Source organism: Rhodococcus sp. NyZ502 (assembly GCF_041464245.1).
Taxonomy (GTDB): domain Bacteria; phylum Actinomycetota; class Actinomycetes; order Mycobacteriales; family Mycobacteriaceae; genus Rhodococcus_F; species Rhodococcus_F qingshengii.
Map to the genome: position 1 here is coordinate 3,178,867 of NZ_CP167155.1, position 18,868 is coordinate 3,197,734.

18 protein-coding genes and 1 riboswitch are annotated in these 18,868 nt (G+C 64.5%); of the genes, 13 read left to right on the forward strand and 5 right to left on the reverse strand.

Annotated elements, in window-relative coordinates; genetic code table 11:
• Nucleotides 1-31 precede the first annotated feature (31 nt).
• Together ACBG85_RS14725 and ACBG85_RS14730 are read right to left on the reverse strand one after the other, a co-directional pair.
• Nucleotides 32-691, reverse strand: coding sequence for a response regulator transcription factor (locus ACBG85_RS14725; RefSeq protein ID WP_003945024.1), 660 nt, complete (start codon nucleotides 689-691; stop codon nucleotides 32-34).
• A 57-nt stretch (nucleotides 692-748) separates the two neighbouring features.
• Nucleotides 749-1,912 carry a sensor histidine kinase gene (locus ACBG85_RS14730; protein ID WP_063316393.1) on the reverse strand — a complete coding sequence of 388 codons (1,164 nt, stop codon included), beginning with the start codon at nucleotides 1,910-1,912 and terminating at the stop codon, nucleotides 749-751.
• 38 nt (nucleotides 1,913-1,950) lie between these two features.
• Between ACBG85_RS14730 and ACBG85_RS14735 the strand changes: the two genes are divergently transcribed.
• From ACBG85_RS14735 to ACBG85_RS14750, 4 genes are read left to right on the forward strand one after another with little or no spacing between them, the layout of a single operon-like run.
• On the forward strand, nucleotides 1,951-2,718 hold the full coding sequence (locus ACBG85_RS14735; protein ID WP_030536361.1) for a TSUP family transporter: 768 nt from the start codon (nucleotides 1,951-1,953) through the stop codon (nucleotides 2,716-2,718).
• A 30-nt stretch (nucleotides 2,719-2,748) separates the two neighbouring features.
• On the forward strand, nucleotides 2,749-4,269 hold the full coding sequence (locus tag ACBG85_RS14740) for a TldD/PmbA family protein (RefSeq protein WP_003944822.1): 1,521 nt from the start codon (nucleotides 2,749-2,751) through the stop codon (nucleotides 4,267-4,269).
• Nucleotides 4,266-5,624, forward strand: a complete 1,359-nt coding sequence (locus tag ACBG85_RS14745) for a metallopeptidase TldD-related protein (protein WP_058226726.1) — start codon at nucleotides 4,266-4,268, stop codon at nucleotides 5,622-5,624. Before ACBG85_RS14740 ends, ACBG85_RS14745 begins: the two co-directional genes overlap by 4 nt.
• A complete protein-coding gene (locus ACBG85_RS14750; RefSeq protein ID WP_063316392.1) occupies nucleotides 5,624-6,529 on the forward strand; it encodes a TIGR01777 family oxidoreductase in 906 nt (301 codons plus the stop codon). Before ACBG85_RS14745 ends, ACBG85_RS14750 begins: the two co-directional genes overlap by 1 nt.
• Before the next feature lie 7 nt (nucleotides 6,530-6,536).
• Here the strand turns inward: ACBG85_RS14750 and ACBG85_RS14755 are convergent, their stop codons facing one another.
• Entirely contained in the window at nucleotides 6,537-6,917 is a 381-nt protein-coding gene (locus ACBG85_RS14755) for a PPOX class F420-dependent oxidoreductase (RefSeq protein ID WP_372023867.1), read from the reverse strand.
• Nucleotides 6,918-7,120: 203 nt separating this feature from the next.
• Here ACBG85_RS14755 and ACBG85_RS14760 point away from each other — a divergent pair, with 203 nt between their 5' ends.
• On the forward strand, nucleotides 7,121-8,776 hold the full coding sequence (locus ACBG85_RS14760) for a GMC oxidoreductase (protein WP_372023869.1): 1,656 nt from the start codon (nucleotides 7,121-7,123) through the stop codon (nucleotides 8,774-8,776).
• Between the two features lie 39 nt (nucleotides 8,777-8,815).
• Here the strand turns inward: ACBG85_RS14760 and ACBG85_RS14765 are convergent, their stop codons facing one another.
• Complete coding sequence (locus tag ACBG85_RS14765) at nucleotides 8,816-12,436, reverse strand: cobaltochelatase subunit CobN (RefSeq protein ID WP_058038798.1); 3,621 nt, start codon at nucleotides 12,434-12,436, stop codon at nucleotides 8,816-8,818.
• A gap of 63 nt (nucleotides 12,437-12,499) precedes the next feature.
• Nucleotides 12,500-12,585, reverse strand: a riboswitch (cobalamin riboswitch).
• Between the two features lie 74 nt (nucleotides 12,586-12,659).
• Here ACBG85_RS14765 and cobG point away from each other — a divergent pair.
• From cobG to ACBG85_RS14805, 8 genes are all read left to right on the forward strand, one after another.
• Nucleotides 12,660-13,802 carry a precorrin-3B synthase gene (gene cobG, locus ACBG85_RS14770; protein ID WP_204855833.1) on the forward strand — a complete coding sequence of 381 codons (1,143 nt, stop codon included), beginning with the start codon at nucleotides 12,660-12,662 and terminating at the stop codon, nucleotides 13,800-13,802.
• Between the two features lie 19 nt (nucleotides 13,803-13,821).
• Nucleotides 13,822-14,448, forward strand: coding sequence for a precorrin-8X methylmutase (locus tag ACBG85_RS14775; protein ID WP_007729839.1), 627 nt, complete (start codon nucleotides 13,822-13,824; stop codon nucleotides 14,446-14,448).
• Nucleotides 14,445-15,932, forward strand: a complete 1,488-nt coding sequence (gene cobJ, locus ACBG85_RS14780; RefSeq protein WP_030536355.1) for a precorrin-3B C(17)-methyltransferase — start codon at nucleotides 14,445-14,447, stop codon at nucleotides 15,930-15,932. The genes ACBG85_RS14775 and cobJ overlap by 4 nt, the downstream gene beginning before the upstream one ends.
• A 26-nt stretch (nucleotides 15,933-15,958) precedes the next feature.
• Nucleotides 15,959-16,318: an HNH endonuclease gene (locus ACBG85_RS14785; protein WP_065455757.1), complete on the forward strand. Its 360-nt coding sequence runs from the start codon at nucleotides 15,959-15,961 to the stop codon at nucleotides 16,316-16,318.
• Nucleotides 16,315-16,719, forward strand: coding sequence for a DUF4440 domain-containing protein (locus ACBG85_RS14790; RefSeq protein ID WP_073512420.1), 405 nt, complete (start codon nucleotides 16,315-16,317; stop codon nucleotides 16,717-16,719). Before ACBG85_RS14785 ends, ACBG85_RS14790 begins: the two co-directional genes overlap by 4 nt.
• Entirely contained in the window at nucleotides 16,716-16,955 is a 240-nt protein-coding gene (locus ACBG85_RS14795) for a PLDc N-terminal domain-containing protein (protein ID WP_372023872.1), read from the forward strand. The genes ACBG85_RS14790 and ACBG85_RS14795 overlap by 4 nt, the downstream gene beginning before the upstream one ends.
• Before the next feature lie 77 nt (nucleotides 16,956-17,032).
• The gene (locus ACBG85_RS14800) at nucleotides 17,033-17,623 is read left to right on the forward strand and encodes a dihydrofolate reductase family protein (protein ID WP_372023874.1); all 591 of its coding nucleotides are present in this window, start codon (nucleotides 17,033-17,035) and stop codon (nucleotides 17,621-17,623) included.
• Between the two features lie 82 nt (nucleotides 17,624-17,705).
• Complete coding sequence (locus ACBG85_RS14805) at nucleotides 17,706-17,834, forward strand: hypothetical protein (RefSeq protein WP_256922239.1); 129 nt, start codon at nucleotides 17,706-17,708, stop codon at nucleotides 17,832-17,834.
• Nucleotides 17,835-18,038: 204 nt separating this feature from the next.
• Here ACBG85_RS14805 and ACBG85_RS14810 read toward each other — a convergent pair whose 3' ends face one another.
• Nucleotides 18,039-18,821: an alpha/beta hydrolase gene (locus tag ACBG85_RS14810; protein ID WP_372023876.1), complete on the reverse strand. Its 783-nt coding sequence runs from the start codon at nucleotides 18,819-18,821 to the stop codon at nucleotides 18,039-18,041.
• Nucleotides 18,822-18,868: the final 47 nt, after the last annotated feature.

An 18,868-nucleotide genomic window follows, 5' to 3' on the forward strand; every position in this document is an offset into this window, starting at 1 on the left:
CGAAACGCTCGATCCCTGACAGGCGGCTGGCCTACGCGCCCGGAGTCACCAGTCCGGTCTCGTAGGCCAGCACCACAGCCTGCACACGATCACGCAGATCGAGTTTGGTGAGAATGCGTCCGACGTGCGACTTGATCGTCGATTCGGACAGGTACAGCTGCTGTGCGATCTCGATGTTCGACAGTCCCGTGGCCACGTGTCCGAGGACTTCGCGTTCGCGTTCGGTCAGGACGTCGAGAACCACCGGATCGCGCCGGGGCGCCGGACCGTCCACGATGAACCTCGACAGCAGACGACGTGTCACCTTCGGGGAGACAACCGCGTCACCGGCTGCCACGCTGCGGATAGCCGACACGAGGTCCTCGGGCGGGGTGTCTTTGAGAAGAAAACCACTCGCTCCGGCACGCAGGGCGCCGAGCGCGTGTTCGTCCAGGTCGAACGTCGTCATCACCAGGACCCTGGATTCGATCCCGGACGCAAGAATCTGCTCCGTCGCTTTCACCCCGTCGACAATCGGCATCCGCACATCCATCAACACGACGTCAGGCTTCAGCGCCACCGCCGCTGCGACCGCCGCGGCTCCGTCACCGGCCTCACCGATAACCGAGATGTCTTCATGTGCTTCGAGCACCATGTTCAGGCCCATCCGCATGAGTTCCTGGTCGTCGACTAGCAGCACGGTGATGGGCACGGCGTAAACCTATCGGGCCTGAGACGTCGGTGCCAATGCGATTGCGGCGAGCCGGTATCAATCGTGGATCTCGAGCGGCAGCTCTGCGTACACACGCCAACTGCCGTCGGGGCGTCGTCCGGTCTCGAGTGTCCCGTGCAGTACCGCCACCCGCTCACGCATTCCGACCAGTCCATTCCCCGAACCGTGGGAGAAGGTCGAACTCGACGTTCCGTTGTCGACGACCTCGAGCAGCACCGCGGTGTCGGTGCGGCGCACGGTGACTCGTGCCTTCGGATTTGCGCCGGCGTGACGGAGGACATTGGTCAGTGACTCTTGGACCAGGCGATGAATTCCCAGGCTGACTGAAGGACTGACGTCGTCGAGCTCGCCGGTCAGCTCGAGGCGCACGCCGAGACCAGCGGCACGCATCATCTCGACGACCTTGGCGATGCCGGCCGTTCCGTGTTGCGGCATCAAATCGCTACTGACCTCGGTGCGCAAAAGCGAGACGGTCCGGCGAAGCTCGGCAAGGGCGTCGCGTCCGGTGCTGGAGATGTTGCCGAGCGCCTTCTTGGCCAACGCGGGATTGGAATCGACCGCATACGACGCGCCGTCCGCCTGGACGATCATCACGCTGACCGCGTGGGCGACGACATCGTGGAGTTCGCGGGCGATTCGGGTTCTTTCCGTGGCCACCGCATCCTCGGCACGCCGATCCCGTTCGTATTCGGCCACTTCGAGTCTGGCGGCCACTTCCTCGTCGTAGGCGCGGCGGGCGCTCAAGAACTCGGCGGTGATCCAGGCCAGTGCATAGAGCAGGGTCGCAATGATGATCGTGAGGATCACGTCTTCGCGGATGACGAGCAACGAGAGTGTCATGTCCAGGGCAAGGAAGCACGCAAAAATCGCCCCGGTGCGTCGATCGACATACGCAACGAGTGTGTAGAGCGAGACCCCGAGCGCCAACAGGCCTGGATGTTCCGCAGCCGGATCCCCTGTCGCCCACATCATCAAGGTTGCGAAGTACGACATCGACAAAATGGACGCAGCGGACACACGCGGATATTTGCGACGCCACACGACGGGAAGGCAGATCAGAAATCCGACGACGAGCTGAGGCCACCGCTCCTCACGCGGCGAACTGACGAACGTGACTACCTCGAGCGCGAAGAACACGAGCGCCAGCGCGCTGTCCGCGATCATCGGCTTTCCTCGCAGCCACAGGCTGAACCTCCGCATGTGCTCAAGAGTGTCACAGCTGTGAAAGAGTCACCGCCGTGGATATTGCTGATTGGGGACTGCTGATGACGGCAGCGACGGCGGCGGGTTGGGTCGACGCCGTGGTCGGCGGCGGTGGATTGATTCTGTTGCCGGCGCTCTTTCTGGTCGCCCCGCAATTGACCCCACAGGCGGCACTGGCCACCAATAAATTGACGGCATTCACCGGGACGAGTGCTGCGGTGTACACGTTCTCCCGTCGAATCCCGATGGAGTGGCGGCAGATGGCGCCGGCAGCCGCGTTGGCTGCGGTGACGGCCGCGTGCGGGGCGGCGGCCGTTTCGCTGATCGACAAGAAGTACTTCATTCCGATCGTGATGGTCGTCCTCGTCGCCGTCGCCGTCTTCGTGACCATGCGTCCGACGCTGGGCACCACGATCGCGACCCATCGTCCGACGCAGCGCAAGACCGTCCTCGTCCTGCTGCTCTCCGCCGGACTCATCGGCCTCTACGACGGTCTGCTCGGACCCGGCACCGGCACCTTCCTCATCATCAGCTTCGCGACCTTCCTCGGAACCGAATTCGTTCGGAGCGCAGCGATGGCGAAGGTGATCAATCTCGGTTCCAATTTCGGCGCGCTCGCCTACTTCGCCGTCACCGGGCATGTCTGGTGGAGTTTGGGTTTGGCGATGGCGGTGTGCAACGTTCTCGGCGCGGTCATCGGTTCGCGGATGGCGCTGAGCAAGGGATCCGGATTCGTGCGGATCACGCTGTTGGTGGTCGTGATCGCCATGGTGATTCGCCTCGGATGGCAGCAGTTCGGCTGAGATCGGCGTTCGTCGGCTAGCGTCGTGTGCGTGACCGTCACCCGAGATGTCGATGCAGATTTCCTCGCCCTCCCGCTGCGAGCTGTCGCTGATGCGGCGCTGTCGGCAGCGAGAACGGCCGGCGCCCAGCACGCCGATGTTCGTGTCCACCGCGTGCTCACACAGTCGATCCGCTTGCGCGACGGCGTAGTTCAGGCGGTGTCCGACGGAGACGAGATCGGGGTCGCCGTCCGTGTGATCGTCGACGGCACGTGGGGATTCGCCTCGCACGCCGAGGTGTCCCCCGATGTCGCTGCTGCGCTGGCACGCCAAGCGGTCGAGGTCGCGAAGGCATTGCGCTCGCTCAATCGGGATCCGGTCACCCTCGCCGACGAGCCCGTCTACGCCGACGCGACGTGGGTGTCGCCGTACCTCGAAGATCCCTTCGCGACACCGACGGCCGAGAAGGTAGGCCTGCTGGTCGACTACTCCGGACGGCTTCAAGCCGCCGACGGCGTGGATCACGTAACGGCGAGTGTCCTCCAGGTCAAGGAGCAGACCTTCTACGCGGATCTGGCCGGTTCGTCGATCACCCAGCAACGGGTGCGTCTGCACCCCGAGTTCGAGGCGACCGCCGTCGACAAGTCGGCCGGCAGCTTCGAATCGATGCGCACCTTGGCGCCGCCGGTAGGCCGCGGATGGGAGTACCTCGGGGCGGAGAGCACATGGAACTGGGGCGATGAGCTCGCGCAGATCCCGGAGTGGCTGGCCGAGAAGACCAAGGCACCGACCGTCGAAGCAGGTCCGACCGACCTCGTGATCGATCCGACCAATCTGTGGCTCACGATCCACGAATCCATCGGACACGCCACCGAATACGACCGCGCGATCGGCTACGAAGCGGCCTACGCCGGTACGTCGTTCGCGACGCCGGACAAGCTGGGAACGCTGAAATACGGAACGCCACTCATGCACGTGACCGCCGACCGAAACGAAGAGCACGGCCTGGCCAGCGTCGGATTCGACGACGACGGCGTCGCCTCTCAACGGTGGGATCTGGTGGCAGAGGGAACACTGGTCGGGTATCAACTAGACCGCGTGTTCGCGCCGAGGCTGGGGCTGACGCGTTCCAACGGTTGCTCGTACGCCGACTCCGCACATCACGTTCCCATCCAGCGAATGGCCAACGTCTCGCTCTCCCCCGACCCTTCTACGGACACCTCGACCGCAGACCTGATCTCGCGAGTCGAGAACGGCATCTACGTCGTCGGTGACAAGTCCTGGTCGATCGACATGCAGCGCTACAACTTTCAGTTCACCGGTCAGCGGTTCTTCAAGATCCGTGACGGAAAGCTCGACGGTCAGGTGCGCGACGTGGCGTATCAGGCGACGACGACGGATTTCTGGGGCTCGATGGAAGCCGTTGGCGGTGAGTCGACCTGGCGCCTGCAGGGCGCGTTCAACTGCGGCAAGGCGCAACCCGGTCAGGTTGCGGCGGTCAGCCACGGCTGCCCGTCCGCTCTGTTCCGCGGAGTCAACATCCTCAATACTCGTTCGGAGGCTCAGCAGTGATCGATCCGCAGCAGGTCGTCGAGCGTGCATTGGCCGCGAGGACGGTAGACGAATCGTTGGTGATCGTGACCGATGCGAGTGAGGCGTCGCTGCGGTGGGCCAACAATTCGATGACCACCAACGGAGTTTCGCTGTCCCGGACGTGGACGGTGATCTCGATCGTGCGCGAGGGTGACATCGCGAAGGTGGGCACTGTCAGTTCCAGCAGTGTCGATCCGGAGCAGATTTCCGCGCTCGTACATGCAAGCGAAGAAGCTGCGCGCACAGCCACTCCGGCTGACGACGCGTCCGACCTGATCACGCAGTCGGCGGCAGAGACCGACTGGGACCTGCCGGCCGCCCTGACCGACATCGGTGTCTTTGCGCCGTTGGCTGCCGACCTGTCCACGGCCTTCGACGGCGGCGACCAGTTGTTCGGCTTCGCTCACCACCAGTTGCACACCACCTGGCTCGGAACCTCGACGGGCGTGCGACGTAGAACGGCTCAGGCCACCGGCTCCGTGGAGATCAACGGCAAGCGCGGCGACGCCAGCGCCTGGGTCGGATCCGGAACTGTCGATTTCAGCGATATCTCGATACCGAAGCTCTTGTCGCAGTTGACCACTCGACTCGACTGGGCGGGTAACTCCGTCAGTCTGCCTGCCGGCCGCTACGAGACAATTCTTCCTCCGTCTGCTGTGGCGGACCTGATGATCTATCTGATGTGGACCATGGAGGGTCGCGGCGCCGAAGAAGGCCACACCGCACTGTCCACCACCGGTGGAACCCGGATCGGCGAGAAGCTCGGATTGCCACTGACACTCACCTCCGACCCCGGCGCCGAGGGCTTGCAATCCGCGCCGTTCGTGATCACGACGTCGTCGAGTGAATCCGTCTCACTGTTCGACAACGGTATGGAGATCGAACCCGTCGACTGGGTCCGAGACGGCGTCGTCAATGCGCTGGCGTACCCGCGCCACGCTGCACGAGAATTCGGTCGACCTGTCGCAGTTCCCGGCGACAATCTCATCCTGACCGGTGGTGACGACACCTCGATCGAGGACATGATCGCAGGTACCGAGAAGGGTCTACTGCTCACAACCCTCTGGTACATCCGTGAGGTGGATCCGACGACGCTGCTGTTGACCGGACTCACCCGTGACGGGGTGTATTTGATCGAGGACGGCAAGATCGTCGGCGCCGTCAACAACTTCCGTTTCAACGAGAGTCCACTCGATCTCCTGCGGCGGGTCACCGAGGCTGGACGTACCGAGATCACGCTTCCCCGGGAGTGGAAAGATTGGTTCACCCGCACGGCCATGCCGCCCATGCGGATTCCCGACTTCCACATGTCCTCGGTCAGCCAGGCGCAGTGATGACGAAGGTCGTGATCGCCGGCGGCACCGGCGCTCTCGGCCGCCGGATCAGCGACGATCTCGCGGACCGTGGGTATGACGTCGTGGTCCTGACTCGCTCACCGAAACCTGGCAGGCACAGGCAGGTTCAGTGGGACGGTGTCACGGTGGGCGACTGGGCGGGAGAACTCGGCGGCGCCGCGATGATCAATCTGGCCGGCGAGTTGGTCGATCGCCGACCCACCCCGGCAAACATCGCACTACTCACCAACTCCCGGGTCGATCCGACCCGCGCGCTGGTCGAAGCGTCGAAACTACTGGCGAACCCTGTTCCGGTGTGGATCCAGGCGAGCACGCTCGCGATCTACGGCGATGCGGGTGAGGCACGATTGGACGAGGATTCTCCCCTCGCTGACGGGCCACCTCAGATGACCGACGTCGCAAAGGACTGGGAGGCAGCGGTCGAGGGTGCAAACGCGTCACGAGTGGTGATCCTGCGAACCAGTGTCGTGTTGGAGAAGGGCACACCGGCGCTCGAGCGATTGCTGTTGCTCGTGCGTCTCGGACTGGGCGGACGCGTCGCCTCGGGTAGGCAGTGGACCAGTTGGATTCACATCGAGGACTGGCTGTCGATCGTTCGTTGGGCACTCGAACCCGTTTCGGCTGCCTCGGGGGTGGTCATCGCGACGGCTCCGGATCCCGTCCGAAACTCAGAGCTGATGGCCGGGCTGCGCAAGCACCTTCACCGGCCACCTGCGCCGCCGACGCCCGCTTTCATGGTCAGATTCGGCGCGTTCCTTCTTCGCAGCGACGCTGCCCTGGGCCTGACGGGTCGTCATGCCGTATCGAAAGTGTTGGCGGACAAAGGCTTCCCCTTCACGTATCCGCGGTTCGATTCAGCGTTGGACGATCTGCTCGGCAACTGACGCGCGGTCAGGCTGCAGTGATGGCAAGTCCGATCGTTCCGGTCTTGCCGCGGCGCAGGAGACTGCCTTTCATGGTGATCCAGCCGAGGATTCCGTACCGACGTGCTATCGCGTCGCGAGCATGATCGGTGCCCGGTCCGTCGAGGATCTCGGCGACGGCGGCCACCGGTTCACCCTTGGGATTTCCCCGAGCGTCACACGCAGCGACGGTGACCGACGGGTTTCGCCTGATGCGCTTGACCTTGTAGGAATCGGTGACGGTCCACATCAGGAGCTTGTTGCCGTCCGGCGCGGCCCAGAGTGGAGTCGCCACCGGAGTTCCATCCTTGCGGAAGGTCGTGAGTAGGACGTACTTGGCCTCGGAGACGCGCTTGAAGTCGGGGTTCACTCCTCGAGGATAGGTGCGAGCGCCTCTCGCTGAACACCGACAAGATTCCGCGACTATCTGGTGACCGATCAGTACCACCCAGGAAGTGCCACTTATGCACGTTTTATCCGGTTCTTCATGACGTCAGACACGCCGTTTCGTCCCCGAACTCCATCTCGAGTTATTCTGAGGCAAACCGTCGAACTGGGGAGTCGAATTTACACATGCAGCGCCGTGACATGCAGCGTCGTGACTTTTTCAAAGCCGCCGGGGCGGGGGCGGCAGTTGCAGCCGCGGCGCCGCTCATGTCGACGTCGACCAGCCACGCCACCCCCGCACCACTGCGGGCGCTCCCGATGGGTGCTGATCACTACCGCGCGCTCGTCCCCGAGTTGTTCGCACCATCTCCTACTCCCCCGGAGCATTCCGAAGCCATCGTCATCGGGTCCGGATTCGGCGCAAGCGCCACCGCCCTCCGATTGGCGCAGAGCGGCACCCAGATCACCATCCTCGAACGCGGACTTCGGTGGCCGCATGATCCGCAACGGGAGATTCACACCTCCGACATGCTGGCCGACGGCCGCGGAGTCTTCCGGCGAACATCGTTCACCAACCTCACCGGACTCCCCGTGGCGTGCGACTACTTCAGCGGCGTCCTCGATGCCACCGACTACCAACACATCTCGGTCTGGCGCGGCGCTGCAGTCGGCGGTGGTTCCATCATCTTCACCGGCGTGATGATCGCGCCCGAGCGCCGATTCTTCGACGCAGTCTTCGGCAACTCCCTCGACTACGACGAGATGGCGTCCACCTGGTACCCCAAAGTGCGCCAGATGCTGCGTCTGAGCCCGTTGCCCGAAGACATTTACCAAACCCCGAACTTCGGTCACTCGCGTCGTTGGGATCAGGACGCTCGTCGTGCCGGATTCGATCCGCAGCGGATCGACGGGATCTGGAACTGGGACGTGGTGCGCTCAGAACTCGACGGCCGAACCCGAGCCTCGGCCACTGTCGGTGACAGCAACATGGGTAACTCCAACGGCGCGAAGTTCGACCTCACACAGAACTACATTCCCGCCGCCGAAGCCACCGGACGAGCCACCGTCTGTTACGGACATCAGGTGCTCGCGATCAGTCGCGAACGTGATGGACGCTACGTCGTCGACGTCGAATCGACGGATCCGACGGGTGGCGTTCTGGCCCGGAAGACTCTTACCTGTGACCGTCTGTTCCTCGGCGCCGGCTCGATCGGCACCTCCGAACTGCTGGTACGCGCCCAGGCGACGGGCGCGCTGCCCAACCTCAACGAACACGTCGGTAAGGGCTGGGGAACGAACGGCGACGCCGGGATGGTGCGCTCGTTCGGCTTCAGTGACGGCACTGCGCAAGCCGCACCGTCGGCATCACGCATCGTCGACGAGTCGGGAATGCCACTCTCCCTGGAAAATTGGTACGTCCCCGGCCTACCCGTCAACATCGGCATGCTCGGAACCTTGGGGATGACCCTCGACTCGCAGCGCGCCGACTTCGCCTACGACGGCGGCTCCGATCGGGTGGTGCTGAACTGGCCGAAGAACGGCAACGACGCCACCGTCGAGGCACTACGCGCCGTCCAGAACAAGATGGCCTTCGCCGGCACCACGCTGCCGTCGGCATTGCCGTTCGCGAAGGACGTCAATTCCTCGTTCACCGCGCATCCCCTCGGCGGTGCGGTTCTGGGCAAGACCACCGACGGTTACGGGCGAGTCAAGGGCTACGACGGCCTGTACGTGATGGACGGCGCCGCTATTCCGGGCAGCACCGGCACCGTCAACCCGTCACTGACCATCACTGCTCTGGCGGAGCGGAACATCGCTCAGATCATCAAGTCCGGACGCTGACTCACTTCAGCGCCCGGATCTGCCGGTGATGCTCGAGGTCTACTCCCCCTCGAGCTCGCCTTCGGTTTCGAGGTACACCTGACGCAAGCCGTCGAGTGTCTTCTGCTCGGGGTGCTCCCACATGTTGCGCTCGGCGGCTTCGAGGAGCCGCTCGGCGATTCCGTGCAAGGCCCACGGGTTGGACTGCGTCATGAACTTCTGGTTCTGCTCGTCCAGAACGTAGGTCTCGGCGAGCTTTTCGTACATCCAGTCCGCGACCACGTTGGTGGTGGCGTCGTACCCGAAGAGGTAGTCGACCGTGGCCGCCATCTCGAACGCACCCTTGTACCCGTGACGGCGCATCGCGTCGAGCCAGCGGGGATTGACCACGCGCGCCCGGAAGACACGTGCGGTCTCTTCCGAAAGTGTGCGTGTGCGAACCGATTCCGGCCGAGTGCTGTCGCCGATGTACGCCTCGGGCGACTTTCCGGTCAGCGCGCGCACGGTGGCAACCATGCCGCCGTGGTACTGGAAGTAGTCGTCCGAATCGGCGATGTCGTGCTCACGCGTGTCGGTGTTCTTGGCCGCCACGTTGATTCGACGGTAAGCACTGCGCATGTCGTCGGCTGCCGGGATTCCGTCGAGCCCACGGCCGTACGCGAAGCCGCCCCAGTTGGTGTACACCTCGGCGAGGTCGTCGTCACCGCGCCAGGTCTTGGAGTCGATGAGTTGCAGCAGGCCGGCGCCGTAGGTTCCGGGCTTCGAACCGAAGATGCGAGTGGTCGCACGCCTGGCATCGCCGTGCTCGGCAAGGTCGGCCTGCGCGTGGGCGCGCACGTAGTTCTGCTCGTCCGTCTCGTCCAATGCGGCGACCAACTGAACAGCGTCGTCGAGCAGTGCGAGCACGTGCGGGAACGCATCACGGAAGAATCCGGAGATGCGGACGGTGACGTCGATGCGCGGGCGGCCGAGCTCTTCGAGATCGATGACCTCGAGGTTGACGACGCGTCGGCTTGCTTCGTCCCAGACAGGGCGAACACCGAGGAGCGCGAACACTTCGGCGATGTCGTCGCCGGAGGTACGCATGGCGGCGGTACCCCACACGGACAGACCCACCGAGCGCGGGTACTCGCCGTGATCGGCGAGATATCGAGCGGCGAGCGACTCGGCCATCGCCTGACCGGTCTCCCACGCCAGTCGTGAGGGAACTGCCTTGGGATCGACGGAGTAGAAGTTACGACCGGTGGGAAGCACGTTGATCAGGCCGCGCAACGGTGACCCACTCGGGCCGGCGGCGATGAAGCCGCCGTCGAGCGCGTGCAGGACCTGCTTGATCTCGTTGTTCGTCTGTCGGAGGCGTGGAATCACTTCGGTGGCCGCGAACTGAAGGATCTTCACGACGGTCTCGTCGTCGCTGAGTTGTTCTGCCGCAGCGGGGTTCCAGTCGGCGTCGTACATGCCGCGAACCAGAGCGTGCGCCTTTTCCTCGACGTCGTCGACACGGTTGCGGGACTCGTCGCCGTCTTCGCTGAGCCCGAGAGCTTCGCGCAGACCAGGGACGCTCTGTTCGCCGCCCCACATCTGACGGGCACGGAGCATGGCCAGGACCAGTTCGATTTCGGCGTCGCCCTCGGGTGCGCGGCCGAGAATGTGCAGGCCGTCGCGGATCTGGACGTCCTTGATCTCACACAGCCACCCGTCGACGTGCAGGAGCATGTCGTCGAACACGTCCTCTTCGGGACGCTCCGCGAGGCCGAGGTCGTGGTCCATCTTGGCTGCCCGCATCAGCGTCCAGATCTGCTGGCGAATGGCCGGCAGCTTGGACGGGTCCAGTGCGGAGATGTTGGAGTGCTCGTCGAGCAGTTGCTCGAGACGGGAGATGTCGCCGTAGCTTTCGGCGCGGGCCATCGGTGGGATCAGGTGATCGACGAGCGTCGCGTGGGCACGACGCTTTGCCTGTGTTCCTTCACCCGGGTCGTTGACCAGGAAGGGGTAGATCAGCGGCAGGTCGCCGAGGGCTGCGTCGGTGCCGCAGTTGCTGGACATGCCGAGCGTCTTGCCCGGCAACCATTCGAGGTTGCCGTGCTTGCCGAGGTGCACAACGGCGTCGGCGCCGAATCCGCCGTTGTCCGGTGTTGCAGCGATCCAGCGGTAGGCCGCGAGGTAGTGGTGGCTCGGCGGCAGATCCGGGTCGTGGTAGATCGCGACGGGCTTTTCACCGAATCCCCGCGGCGGCTGGACCATGAGCACGATGTTGTTGAATCGCAGTGCCGCGATGACGATTTCGCCGTCCGGATCCTGCGAGCGGTCGACGTACAGCTCTCCGGGCGCTGCGCCCCAGTGCTCTTCGACGCCGCTGCGCAGTTCCTCGGGCAGGGTGGCGAACCATTCGCGGTACTTTGCTGCCGAGATGCGGATCGGATTGCCCTCGAGCTGCTCGGCAGTGAGCCAGTCAGGATCCTGGCCGCCGGCCGCGATCAGGGCATGGATCAGCGCGTCGCCGTCCTTCGCCGCCAGGCCGGGAACTGCGTCCGGGCCGTCGACCGGACCGAGGTCGTAACCGGCAGAACGCATTTCGGTGAGCAGGTCGATTGCGCTCGCCGGAGTATCGAGACCGACCGCGTTGCCGATGCGGGCGTGCTTGGTCGGGTACGCCGAGAGCATCAGAGCAACGCGACGCTCGGTGGTGGGAATGTGGCGCAGCTTGCCGTGACGGACCGCGATCCCGGCGACACGGGCAGCGCGCTCGACGTCGGGGACGTACGTGGACAGTCCGTCGGAGTCGATTTCCTTGAAGGAGAACGGGACGGTAATGATGCGGCCGTCGAATTCCGGCACCGCGACCTGGGTCGCGACGTCGAGAGGCGACAGTCCGTCGTCGTTCTCGTCCCAGGTGGCGCGGCTACTGGTCAGGCACAGCCCCTGCAGGATCGGGACGTCGAGTGCAGCGAGTGCGGCGACATCCCAGGCTTCGTCGTCCCCACCGGCGGACGCGGTAGCGGGCTTCGTGCCACCGGCAGCGAGAACTGTCACGACCATGGCGTCGGCGCGGCGGAGCGTGCTCAGAAGTTCGGCTTCAGCGGTTCGCAGAGATGCGCAGTAGATCGGCAGCGCGGTGCCACCGGCCTCGGCGACCGCGTCGCACAACGCCTGGATGTACCGGGTGTTGCCGGCCAAATGCTGAGCACGGTAGTACAGAACTGCGATGACCGGACCGCTCGCCGAGTCGAGATCGGGCGCGAAATCAGCGATGCCCCAGGAAGGCAGGTGAGCCGGCGGCTCGAAACCGTGGCCGGTGAGCAGGACCGTGTCGGACAGGAAGTGGTGCAGCTGTGCCAGATTCTGTGCGCCACCCTCGGCCAGGTAGTTGTGCGCCTCGGCAGCAACGCCGGCGGAGACCGTCGAGCACTCCATGAGGTCGGCGTCCGGCGCGTGCTCGCCGCCGAGAACGACTACGGGGAGTCCGGAGGCGAGGACCATGTCCAGGCCGTCTTCCCAGCTGCGACGGCTGCCGAGGATACGAACGATCACGAGGTCGACGCCGTCGAGCAAGGGCGGCAAGTCCTCCGAGACCAGCAAGCGTGAGGGGTTGGCCCAGCGATAGGAGACTCCGTCGCCGGCTTCCTGGCTGGCGCGGGCGCTCAGCAGATCGGTGTCGGACGTGGAGAGCAGAAGAATCACGGGTGAAGCCTTCCTGGGGTTTCGCGCCCCGTGGCACAGATCTGTCATCGACGGCGGTTGAGGGTCTGACTCGTGTTTCCGAGCGGAAACACGTCCCGCTCGAGCAACACTCACAGTGGCGCGACCGCACCGGACTTTCACCGGTTTCCTCAACTGCCGTCACTGGTGGTGGTGATGCTACCGGTCCGCAGAAGGCACTCATGACAGGTCGTACCCTGGAGCCATGCCCACGGACCGTTCACAGCCAGACGCGTGCCCGGGTGCACTGCAAGTTCACCACGCCGCCGACGGCGCATTGGCACGCGTGCGCCTACCCGGCGGACTCCTCACCCCCACCCAATTGCAGACGCTCGCCGACGCGGCGCGCGATCTCGGCAACGGGCAGATGGAACTCACCTCGAGGGGCAACGTACAACTGCGCTCGGTCTCGGATCCCGAAGCCTTCGCAGCGCGAATCGCGTCGGCCGGCCTGCTGCCGTCCGCGACGCACGAGCGAGTGCGCAACATCCTCGCGTCCCCACTGTCCGGCCGTATCGGGGGCGTAGCCGACATTCGTGAACTGGTCCACCGTCTCGATTCGGCGATCCAAGCAGATCAAGCATTGGCGGATCTGCCAGGGCGAACCCTGTTCACCCTCGACGACGGGCGCGGAGACATCACAGGGCTACGGGGCGATTTCGGACTCCATGCGCGCAGCGCCACCGAGCATTCACTGGTGCTCGCCGGTCACCACACCACTCATCTCGTCCAGGCGGACGACGCCGTCGAATTGCTCCTCGAGGCGGCTCGATCATTCCTCGACGTTCGCGACAAGCACTGGCGCCTGGCCGAGGTTCCGGACGGAATCGAACGCACCCTCGAGCAGCTGGGTCTGACCGCCGAGTCCACCGTTGCGGCGGACCTCACGCCGGATGCACGGCCCACTATCGGCTGGCTCGAGCAGCGCGACGGGACCGTAGCTCTGGGCGGCGGCCTGCGATTCGGGCTGCTCGACGCTCGGCTGGCCGAGTTCCTCGCAGCCGTCGACAAGCCCGTCGTCGTGACACCGTGGCGATCGGTGCATATCTTCGACCTCGACGAATGGGCAGCCGAGCAGGTAGTCCGGGTGCTGGCACCCATGGGGTTGATCTTCGACGAGAACTCACCGTGGCTCGAGGTCACCGCCTGCACCGGAAGTCCGGGATGCGAGAAGTCGCTCGCCGACGTGCGCGCCGACGCGATCACCGCCGTCGAGCAGGCAGAACTTCCGGTTGTCGGGCGCCAGCACTGGGCCGGGTGCGACCGCAGCTGCGGACGTCCCCGCGGGGACGTAGCGGATGTGATCGCGACGGGTGACGGTTACCGGGTGAATCCGCCCGATCGGTGATGCCTCTATCGTGTGGCACATGATCGAGTACATCCGTGACGGCGCGGAAATCTATCGCCAGTCCTTTGCCACCATTCGGGCCGAAGCCGACCTGAGCCGTTTCCCGGCGGATGTCTCGCAAGCTGTAGTGCGCATGATTCATGCAAGTGGCCAGGTCGATCTCGTCGACGACGTCGCCTTCACACCCGGTGTCGTCTCGGCTGCGCGCGCAGCTCTGCGCGACGGCGCGCCGATTTTCTGCGACGCCCAGATGGTGGCTGCCGGCATCACGCGCAAGCGTCTGCCCGCCGGCAACGACGTCATCTGCACCCTCGGCGATCCGCGGGTTCCCGTGCTGGCGTCGACCATCGACAACACTCGCTCGGCGGCTGCTCTCGAACTGTGGGGAGCCAAGCTCGAGGGCGCTGTTGTCGCGATCGGAAACGCACCCACCGCACTGTTCCATCTCCTGAACCTCATCGAAGCCGGCGCACCCCGTCCGGCCGCCATCGTCGGAGGTCCGGTCGGCTTCATCGGCGCTGCCGAGTCGAAGGAAGCCCTCATCGAACACGCCAGCGGGATCGATCATCTCGTTCTCCGCGGCCGACGCGGCGGCAGCGCGATCACCGCCGCCGTCGTCAATGCGATTGCGAGCGAAGTCGAATGAGTGCAGGCAAGCTCTGGGGTGTCGGTATCGGCCCCGGCGATCCCGAATTGGTGACCGTCAAGGCCGCCCGCGTCATCGGCGAGGCCGATGTGGTTGCGTTCCACTCCGCGCGGCACGGCAAGAGCATCTCCCGCGGAGTTGCAGCGCCGTACATGCGCGAAGGACAGATCGAAGAACACCTCGTCTACCCCGTGACCACCGAGACCGTTGATCATCCCGGCGGATACCAGGGCGCGATGGACGAGTTCTACGAAGCAGCTGCCGAACGGCTGGCAGTTCACCTCGCGGCCGGTCGAACCGTCGCGTTGCTCGCCGCCGGCGATCCGCTCTTCTACAGCTCCTACATGCACATGCACAAGAGACTGGCCGATCGCTTCGACGCCGAAGTGATTCCCGGCGTCACCTCCGTCAGCGCGGCATCTGCTGCACTCGGAAAGCCGCTGGTCGAGGGTGAAGAGATCCTCACGATCCTGCCCGGAACGTTGCCGCAGGCCGAGCTGACCAGGCGGCTCAAGGAAACCGACGCCGCGGCCATCCTCAAGCTCGGACGTACCTTCCCACCGGTCCTCCAATCGCTCGAGGATTCCGGTCGCCTCGGCGAGGCCCACTACGTCGAGCGCGCGAGCACCACACGTCAACGCGTCGAATCCGCTGCCGAGGTCGACCCGGACGGAGTTCCGTACTTCTCGATCGCCATCGTTCCGAGCCCGTCGAACAACCCTCGACCTGCGACCGAGTCTCGCGGCGAGGTGGTCGTGGTCGGACTCGGGCCGGGCGACACCGCCTGGACCACACCCGAAGTGGCGCATGAGCTTTCGTTGGCAACCGACCTCGTCGGCTACGGCCCGTACGTCGATCGCGTGCCGACGCGTCCGGGCCAGCGTCGCCATTCCAGCGACAACCGCGTCGAAGCGGAACGCGCCGCGATGGCGTTGGACCTGGCGAAGAACGGCGCCCGTGTAGCTGTCGTCTCGTCTGGAGATCCCGGCGTATTCGCCATGGCTGCAGCAGTTCTCGAAGTTGCCGCCGAAGACCAGTGGCGCGGCGTGCCGGTCCGCATCCTTCCCGGCATGACGGCGGCAAACGCTGTCGCCAGTCGCGTCGGTGCTCCCCTCGGGCACGACTACGCGGTGCTCTCGTTGTCTGATCGCCTCAAGCCGTGGGATGTCGTCGCGCGCCGTATCTCGGCAGTTGCAGCCGCGGACATGGCGTTTGCGGTCTACAACCCGGCGTCCAAGTCTCGGACGTGGCAGGTCCAAGCCATGAAGGACCTCGTGCTCGAGCACCGCTCCCCCGAGACTCCCGTCGTCATCGGCCGCGATGTTGCCGGTGCCGAGGAATCAGTTCGCGTCGTGACCCTCGGAGAGCTCGAGCCTTCCGAGATCGACATGCGGACTCTGCTGATCGTCGGCTCCTCGATGACGACGGTCGTCGAAACCGGTTCGGGCCGTCAGGTGTTCACCCCGCGGCGCTACCCGGAGTGAACATCGCACAGCGATAGCATGGCCTCATGCCCGTCAACCGGACCCGGAAAGCCAGATACGCGCGTAGGCGCAAACGCCGAATGGATCTGATGGAGCACGACCTGTCCGTCGAGCAGTGGTCCGCGCTCAAAGCGGCCTGGGGTGGCTGCGCGTACTGCGGCGAGCCGGACGAGTCGCCGCAGCGCGACTGTGTGCTGGCGATCTCCCGCGGTGGGCGCTACACGCTCGACAACATCGCACCGGCGTGCCGCTCGTGCAATGCAAGCAAATGCAACAGCGAGGTCACTCTCTGGTTGCGGCGCAAGGGGTATGACGAGAAGGCCTTCCTCCTGCGCCACGCGGAGATAGGTATCGAGATGAGGGCGCAGTTCTCGGAGCAGTCGTGACGACTCCGCACGAGTTGCGCCCGATCCTCGACGAGTTGATGGAGTTCGAACCTCTGTTTCACCGAACTCGAGTAGCGATGTCACGAGACGAGTTCGATGCGGTCGTCGACCCGGAGTTCCGGGAGATCGGAGCCTCGGGTGCGCGATACACCCGCGATTACGTGCAATCGGCAGTCGCGAGCCGGCGACTCCGCGGCGAAGTGAACGACGCCGCCGAACTCGGGTGGACGGTTGACCGGCCAGCGCTGAGCCGGATCGCGCCTGACACGTATCTGGTGACGTACCGGCTGGCGCAGGCGCATCGGGTTACCGAGCGATCATCCATCTGGCGGTTCGCCGAGAATCGATGGAGCGTGTTGTTTCATCAAGGCACAGTCGTCGAAAGTGGTTTGGAAGCATGAACGAATCGACCCACAACCCCACCATTCCGCTTTGGATGGACATCACCTTCACCGCCTTCGTTCTTGCCTGGATCTTCATCACGATTAGCGCGCTCGTGGCGATCGTGCGCACTGACTTCGAACGCTCGGGCGGCAAATTCTGGTGGTCGGCACTGGTGATCGCGGTGCCTGTACTCGGTGCGCTCGTCTGGTCACTGTTCGGTCGACCCCCGCGTGACTCCAGGTCCCGAACCTGATCTACACCGACGGCCCGGCAGTAGTCTGAGTACGGTCCGGTGCTGTCACTCTGCGCGTATCAGGGGAGAACAACGAGATGAGACCACTTCGATACTCGATCAACGTCACCCTCGACGGCTGCTGCCATCACGAGGCGGGGCTTCCACCCGACGAGGAGTCGATGCGCTACTGGACCGCTCAGATGGAACGAGCCGATGCTTTGCTGTTCGGCCGGGTGACCTACGAGATGATGGAGTCGGCGTGGCGGCGGCCCGCAACGGGGGCGTGGCCTGACTGGATGGACGAGTGGGAGATCCCGTTCGCCGAGGCAATGGACCGGGCTAAGAAGTACGTCGTGTCGAGCACGCTGAGCGGGGTCGATTGGAATGCCGAACTCGTGCAAGGCGACTTGGGGTCAGCGATTCAACGGCTCAAGGAGCAACCCGGCGAAGGTCTGTGGGTTGGCGGCGTGACACTCCCCCTGGCATTGGCAGACCTGGGACTGATCGACGAGTACGAGTTCGTTGTGCAACCGGTCCTTGCCGGACACGGACCGACGTTGCTCGCCGGTCTGCACGAGCGCATCCAGCTTGAGCTCGTCGACCGCCACGAGTTCCAGTCGGGTGCAGTCGCCGTGCGATATCGGCCCACTCAAATACCGCTCCCGGGTCAGGTATCGGACGGGTAGTCGACGCATGGCTGGACATGCGCGGTTAAAACACATGTCGTCGCCTCAGTTCGGACGAGAGAAGAGTTTCCAGTCTTGTTCGGTGTTCGGTATTGACCGGATACTCGGCACAGCACGAGCATTAGCCACCGAAGTTCTCCGGACAATCCTCGACGAGATCGAAGCATCGAACTGGATCACGAACAAGTTCGTTCCGCCCGGCGGACCGTAAGGACCACTTGTCGCTATCGAACACTCTGGCCCCTTATTCCACGGGCACTGCACCTCGAGCTGTAAGCACCCCCGGTCGAGGGCCATGCTTGCGCGCACCCTCGCGCGCCTCAGCAAAAATGGCCAAGCTGGACGGCTACTAGCGAGCGAAGGATCGAGATCGTATCGGCGTCCGACACAGGCCGGACGCCGATACGTGTTCACGTCAGCTCACAGGAGCGCCACCGCTCCCGCCGAGGTGGCGGACGAAGAACCGAGCCGAACTGTCGCGCTCGTAGTCGGGCACCGGATAGTGCCTGCCCGAGTAGGCGTGCAGCGTCTTCTCCGTCGAGCCGAAGGCATCGAACAACGCTACCCCTGACGTGCGGTCGTAATCCTTGTCGTCCCAAGGGATCCGGTACTCGACCGGGACCGTGAGCTTTCGTGCCGCTTCGATGAGGGAGTCGTCCACAAAAACTCCACCGAAGCTCACGGCAGCGATCCTGGATTCGACCGGGGCCAACATCAGCCCGGTCACGACCCCTAGCGACACGCCGCCAAAGCCGATCGGAGCGTCGGCGTCGACGTCGGGCAGCGTTTGCAGAGCGTCGATGGTCGCCTGCCATTCCGGCACTGCACGCTCCGCCAGCGATCGGTTGTACTCGACGACGATCGGAGCGATCGGCTCGTGGGCCGCCCTAGCCTGGTGGATCGCCTCGACCCACTGTTCGTCCTGTGTGTTCCGCGGGCGGTCGCCGTGTCCGGGCGCGTCGATCGCGGCGACTGTGAACCCGTGGGAGCTCACACTGTGGAGTGCGCTGGCAACCAGTCCTGGTGCCTTCTTGTGCATGCCGCCGGAGTGCCCGGACAGCAGAAGTGGTGATCCGACGGATCCGGATGGCGGTGACCAGAGCACGCCGGTGATGTCGTCTACAACGAAATGGCGTTCGATGACACCGTTCGACGTTGTCTCGGAGGTGAATTCGATGGTCTGAGAATTGGATTGCATGGTGTTACCTTTCGGGATTGCCTACTCGAGGCGCTCCCGGCGACACC